Below are 5,882 nucleotides of genomic sequence, written 5' to 3'. Positions count from 1 at the left end.
GGTTCTTCGAGCAACTGGACATAGTAGATACCCAAATCACTCCACTTGCCGACGGCACGACCAGACTCTACCCATTTACGGGCTCGACTGGGCTTGGTCGGCATTAGCGGTTGTCCGTCTTTAGAAACTACGGGAATTCGATTCATAGGATATAACCCCTTTGAATTAGGTTTACGTCTCTTACGCCACGGTTAACGCTGTGTCCTGGACTAACCCAGTTGGGTGAGATTCCACCCCCTTACATCTAATCCAAAAAGCGAGAAACATTTGGAAGTGTTTACTCATCAACCGCTCTTGGCTCTATTCGCAGCTACGGGAAGGTTATCTCTTCTCACTCCCTCACCTCACGAAGTAGGTGGGGGTCATTGAAGGGAGTCTAAGTCCGCAAGTACCCTCTCATCACTAAACGTGAGTAACGTTCCTTGGACTTTCTCCTCCCCCTCCGTCATGCCGGGATACCCTAAAGAAAGATGGTACAACGTCCCCCATGTAAAGGCGGGTTGCTGTTGTACCACTTTCCCTGCACAATAGCGGGGATAATTCCTTTCACCGGGTTTTAATGTCCCATAGACAAAGACAGATAAGACCATTATTCTTTTTCTTCTGTGGTTTCGCCTTGTACCACCATTACTGTACAAGGAGCATGGTGAACCACATGGTTACTCACGCTACCAACTAAGGCTTCCGCTAACCCGGTGCGTCCCATGCGGCCTACCACGATTAAATCCGCATTCCAGTTTTTTGCAGCATCACAAATGCGAGGCCCGGGTTCTCCGATGGCCGGAATGGCATCTTTTTGCACCGCGATGCCTTGTTTCTCGGCTTCCTGTTGATACTGAGATAACCATTGGTGAGCTTCTTCGTATCGTTCTTCCCGTCGTTCTTCACTGACGGCTAAGTTTTTATCCACCATGGGATAAACTCCTGTACCAACGGTGGGATGCCATGCTGTTCCCACTCCGGTTTCTAGGGCTGGTTGGACTTCTTCGATCTCAGAAACACAGTTTAAGAGTAACAGTTCAGCATTTTGAGTGGCTGCAATGGTGGCAGCTTGATCATAAATGGTTTGATCTAAGGGAGATTGATCTAAGGCGGCTACAATTCGTTTAAAAGTCATAAGTCAATTTTTGTTGGTTCTTTGTTGTTGGTTATTGGTTCTTTGTTGTTGGTTGTTGTTGGTTATTGATGGATCATACAAATTATGAGGAATTGAGTTTTATAAAATTGAGTTAGCTATTACGGGGCGTTTTAGACCGCTTTCGTGGGAAAGTAGCGGTTTTTAAATCTTTTTATCCTGATAGTTCAATTTTAAAAAGTTCGTGATTGAGGTCACATCTATCGAACGAACCGTAAGGGTTTTTATTAACTCTATCAAAGGAGAGAGTTAGACAACTATGGGGTTGGTTAAGTTATATATAGTAGAGAAATTAAGAAATATTAAATTATGACTAACCTACAAGACAAAACAACCGAAACCCAATCTGCTATTCCTTCTCCCTTTCCGAAACCCCCGGAACTCAAGGAGAAAAGTTCAGCCTCTGATCTGAAAACTCGTTTAGATTGGGGTGAACCTGCTCTAACGATTTTAGATGTGCGCGATCGCAATGATTCCTTAGCAGAACGAATTTTAGGGGCCGTTGCCGCACCGTTATCCGAATTAGTCACGGTGGCCACCAATAACTTAGAGACAGAGCGAGATATTTACATTTACGGGGATTCTGAAGAAGTAACCCAACGGGCCGCCGCTACCCTGCGAGAAATGGGATTTGAGAGTGTGGCTGAAGTAGCCAACGGTTTAACCGACTGGAAAGCAATTGGCGGTCAAACTGAAGGAAATTTAACTTAATATATCTACAGACTCTTTGAAGGACTGAGGTATTATGGACGCTCAAGCCTGGGCTGCATTAATTCATCCTGCGATCGCAGTTTTGTTTGTCTTCCCCTTACTGGGAATCGTGATTAATTTCGCCTTACAAACTCGTCAGCGTCGTTTAGCACAAGCTGCGGGAGAGAAAAGCAAAATCCCCCCCATGGTAGGCCGAGAGCATTTACAGATGGGCCGTTGGCTCACAGGAGGAGTGGTGGGGGTTTCTCTCCTTGCGATCGCTTACTCTCTCCTTTTCAAAAACTTTATCAAAAACCAACTCTTGCAAACCAATCCCTGGCAAGGTTGGTTTATTATTATTCTGTTTATCTTTACCATAGCCTCCCTCATCTTTCTGTATCGAGCCAGACAAAAACTATGGCGAGTCATCTTTGTCACCCTCACCAGCATGGGATTAATTATTCTAGGGTTTCAAGAAGGAGTCTTTCGACGGGATAACGAGTGGTATATGTCTCATTTTTATTATGGCATCACCGCCTCAATTTTAATGTTAATCTCCCTCGCCATTGTCCAAGAAATTTATCAAGACCGTTCCCTCAAATGGCGCAAAGCCCATATCATCCTCAATAGTCTCGCCAGCTTACTCTTTGTCGGACAAGGCTTAACCGGAGTGCGAGACTTATTTGAAATTGGGTTATATACCCCACCCCCGCAGTAAGTCTATTATTTCTCCCTCAGTCTCCTGAGTAGGGGATAGGGGAGATAGGGGAGATGGAGGAGATGGGGGAGATATTTTAATTTCCCGATTGGTCTATCAACCCGTTTTAACGGGTTTCAGCTATTAGCCTTGGGTTTTAACCCAAGGCATATAAAGGTAGCATTACCTGAATAGTTACCAAAGAACAAACAACAAACAACAAACCAAAATTTACTCCCCCATCAAAACCCCCTCTAAATACTCCTGTAACCTCCATTCATACCCCGACCAAACATAAGGCCGTCCCAAAGCTATTGTAGCCCCTGACTGCTCTTGCCGTTGAGTCGGCTTATACCTCACCAACGCCAAATCAAAACGGCACGGCCAGTCCATCCACTGGGGGTGTTTCCCTAAAAACATCTCTGCGGTTTGCCAAAGTTTCTCTTGCTTCTGAGGAGTCACCGCTAACCGTCCATCCTCATCCCAGTTTCCCCGACTGCGGGTTTTCACCTCCACAAACACCAAACTCCCCGTTTTTTGCCCCATCAAGGGCGGTTGTTGCGCAATTAGATCAATTTCCCCCCAACGAGAGTGCCAACGGTGGTAGAGAACCGTCCAGCCCTGTTGGGTGAGCCATTGACTAACGAGGTGTTCCCCTAATTCTCCTATACTCAGGGGAGGCCGTTGTGCCATAAATCAATCAACGATAGATGAAAAAAAGTCCAGTCGGAATAAGTCTTCCCATTGCTGCTTGCGGTTGCCGACTTTCCGAGGCCACTTAAAACCTGTTTTGTCCATCCAGAGTCAGCAAGAGAGAGTTGTTCTCTAGCGGAAATCCTAGCGAAACCTCAGTTCGCCACAATTCCCCCTAGAAAACCAACCTCTCCTCCTTAACGGGGTTGGCCAATCTCTAGCCAATGAGTTGATCGTCACGCTTGTACTGCATATAGGCAGCAACGAAAAGACCTGCAAGGGTAATAATAATCAGACCAAGGGCAATCCCTAGTAAAAGCGGTTCAATCATAGTATTTTAGAAAACTCCAATAGTATTACAGTCCTTAAAGCCGTTTCTCATTTTAGCGGAAAACGGGACGTGCTGAAAGATACAGTCCGATGCCTCCCCCTAACCTCCAACGAGTCAGTTTTCCCTACTTTGACCACTTTTTCGAGGGCTGAGTATTTTTTGCACCTTGTCGATCTTCCGATGTAAAACTTAAACTATGTTTATTAAATGAAACATTTTATAAGAGTGGCCATTGAGTTTGATTTTTTTTTCAAATCGTGGTTGACTTGTTGAGCGTTTCTGACGTGATTAGTAAACCTCGTACTTTAAACCCCGTGACTAACCAGACTGCACAACCTAGAGTCTTGGTACAACGACTTGCAATTATCTTTATTGCCGCAGTTGCCGTGTTGCTGGCCAGCACTGTGAGTGTGTATCTTTATCGCGTTTCCGATCCTTATATTCAGCAGGTATTAGAACTGGACGGAAATCCAGAACGGGGTCATGCCATTTTTGAAATTAACTGTGCTGGGTGTCATGGTGCGTATGCAACGGGAGATGTCGGCCCCAGTTTAGAGCATATTTCCCATCGCAAATCCGATGTCACCCTCATTCAACAAGTCATCAGTGGTAATACTCCTCCTATGCCAAAATTCCAACCCAGTCCCCAAGATATGGCCGATTTACTCAGTTATATGAAACGACTGTGAGCAGTAAGCTGTTACCAGTAATCAATTCCCCATTACCCATTACCAAACCATGACTCAAACAATTTGGATAGCGAGACACGGAAATCGGTTCGATTTTGTTTACCCGGAGTGGTTTAATACTGCTCCGAGACGGTATGATCCCCCATTATCGGACGATGGGGTGATTCAAGCGCAGGAGTTGGGCCAACGGTTACAACCGGAGAAGATTAAACATATTTTTGCCTCTCCGTTTTTGCGGACGGTGCAAACGGCCCACGAAATTGCTCAATATCTTGATCTTCCCATTAAGTTAGAAACGGGTTTGAGTGAGTGGTTAAACCCAGATTGGATGACAGAAACGCCGGAACGGGCCCCGATTGAGGAGTTGGTGGAGCAGTATCCTGAGATTGATGTCAATTATCAGCCTTGTTTAACTCCCACTTATCCGGAGACGGAAGCGGAGATGATGGAACGGAGTGGGGAAACGGCTAGACGACTGTTAGCGAACTATTCTGAGGATATTTTATTGGTTGGCCATGGGGCCTCGGTGTTGGGGTCAACGTGGGGACTGGTGGAGGGACAACCCTATGTTTCTGCGTCTTTGTGTTGTCTGGTGAAGGTGGTTCGAGAGGGGGAGAGGTATCGTTTGGAGTTAAATGGGGATACGTCTCATTTGTCTCAGATAGAATCAGTGGTGCGGTTTAATTAAAGAGAATTTGCTATTTGTCAAGTTTAGGGGTTTTGTTGACTGAAAAAACTAATTCACGACTCCCCCCTAAGAAAATGCTCTTTCTCTAAGAGAATAATGCAGTGATGGGGGCTGAGAGGTGAAATGAAGGGTTTCTCCATAAAACGTGCTGCCATGGTACTACGCTAACACAGATTACATTTTCGTCAAGAGTGCCTGAAACGGCGTAATTTCGTTGCTCAAATGGGGGGGTTTGCCCAGTTAAGTTTTGTAAAATCTGGGGTTTTATAGCAATCTCTCATCTTTACTGAATTATGGATAATTTCCGATTATCTTCTGTTCGTAGTAAGTCTTAGGCGGTTTCGCTATCGCTGCACCCAACCTACAAACTCGCTGCACTTTTTTTGCATTTTGTCAAGTTTAGGGGTTTTGTTGACTGAAAAAACTAATTCACGACTCCCCCCTAAGAAAATGCTCTTTCTCTAAGAGAATAATGCAGTGATGGGGGCTGAGAGGTGAAATGAAGGGTTCGCCCATAAAACGTGCCGCCATGGTACTACGCTAACACAGATTACATTTTCGTCAAGAGTGCCTGAAACGGCGTAATTTCGTTGCTCAAATGGGGGGGTTGCCCAGTTAAGTTTTGTAAAATCTGGGGTTTTATAGCAATCTCTCATCTTTACTGAATTATGGATAATTTCCGATTATCTTCTGTTCGTAGTAAGTCCTAGGCGGGTTTATTTTACAGCCTTGGGCTAATTTATTGCCTTATTGTTGTGCCTTGACACACCTTAAATGTTGCTTGAGAAATGTACTCCTATGTCTGATTGGGTGGGCAATGCCCACCCAGCCCTGTCAAGGTGAGAAATTGTAGAACGAGACACCGTTGTTTCAGACACTTGTGAGAGACATTTTCTCCCCCTCTCCCAAGGTTGGGAGAGGGGGTTGGGGGGTGAGGGCGACTCCAAACCGCCATATCT

At 45.3% G+C, this 5,882-nt stretch carries 9 protein-coding genes; 4 read left to right on the top strand and 5 right to left on the bottom strand.

All coding sequences use genetic code 11. The features are described from left to right. The 3 genes from PN462_RS19600 to PN462_RS19590 form a co-directional block, all read right to left on the bottom strand. Window positions 1-146: RRXRR domain-containing protein (locus PN462_RS19600; protein WP_272130523.1), on the bottom strand; the 146-nt coding region annotated here is incomplete at its 3' end. A gap of 216 nt (window positions 147-362) precedes the next feature. Continuing rightward, the gene (locus PN462_RS19595) at window positions 363-590 is read right to left on the bottom strand and encodes a gamma-glutamylcyclotransferase family protein (RefSeq protein ID WP_272130522.1); all 228 of its coding nucleotides are present in this window, start codon (window positions 588-590) and stop codon (window positions 363-365) included. Beyond that, on the bottom strand, window positions 590-1,117 hold the full coding sequence (locus tag PN462_RS19590; protein ID WP_272130521.1) for a universal stress protein: 528 nt from the start codon (window positions 1,115-1,117) through the stop codon (window positions 590-592). Before PN462_RS19590 ends, PN462_RS19595 begins: the two co-directional genes overlap by 1 nt. A gap of 327 nt (window positions 1,118-1,444) precedes the next feature. Here PN462_RS19590 and PN462_RS19585 point away from each other — a divergent pair, with 327 nt between their 5' ends. Continuing rightward, complete coding sequence (locus PN462_RS19585; RefSeq protein ID WP_272130520.1) at window positions 1,445-1,846, top strand: rhodanese-like domain-containing protein; 402 nt, start codon at window positions 1,445-1,447, stop codon at window positions 1,844-1,846. Window positions 1,847-1,880: 34 nt separating this feature from the next. Next, on the top strand, window positions 1,881-2,543 hold the full coding sequence (locus tag PN462_RS19580; RefSeq protein ID WP_272130519.1) for a DUF4079 domain-containing protein: 663 nt from the start codon (window positions 1,881-1,883) through the stop codon (window positions 2,541-2,543). A gap of 210 nt (window positions 2,544-2,753) precedes the next feature. Here the strand turns inward: PN462_RS19580 and PN462_RS19575 are convergent, their stop codons facing one another. Then, window positions 2,754-3,215, bottom strand: a complete 462-nt coding sequence (locus tag PN462_RS19575; protein WP_272130518.1) for a YraN family protein — start codon at window positions 3,213-3,215, stop codon at window positions 2,754-2,756. A 217-nt stretch (window positions 3,216-3,432) separates the two neighbouring features. Next, window positions 3,433-3,546 (bottom strand): cytochrome b6-f complex subunit V, encoded by a 114-nt coding sequence (gene petG, locus PN462_RS19570; RefSeq protein WP_272130517.1) that lies wholly within the window; start codon window positions 3,544-3,546, stop codon window positions 3,433-3,435. A 314-nt stretch (window positions 3,547-3,860) separates the two neighbouring features. Between petG and PN462_RS19565 the strand changes: the two genes are divergently transcribed. Both PN462_RS19565 and PN462_RS19560 read left to right on the top strand, forming a co-directional pair. Then, window positions 3,861-4,235 (top strand): cytochrome c, encoded by a 375-nt coding sequence (locus PN462_RS19565; RefSeq protein ID WP_272130516.1) that lies wholly within the window; start codon window positions 3,861-3,863, stop codon window positions 4,233-4,235. Window positions 4,236-4,284: 49 nt separating this feature from the next. Further along, a complete protein-coding gene (locus tag PN462_RS19560) occupies window positions 4,285-4,923 on the top strand; it encodes a histidine phosphatase family protein (protein ID WP_272130515.1) in 639 nt (212 codons plus the stop codon). The last annotated feature ends 959 nt before the right edge of the window (window positions 4,924-5,882 follow it).

It is taken from the genome of Spirulina sp. CS-785/01, assembly GCF_028330525.1.
Taxonomy (GTDB): Bacteria; Cyanobacteriota; Cyanobacteriia; order Cyanobacteriales; family Spirulinaceae; genus JAQMSD01.
The sequence above is the reverse complement of the archived record's forward strand: the minus strand, read 5'-3'. Positions and strand labels throughout refer to the sequence as shown.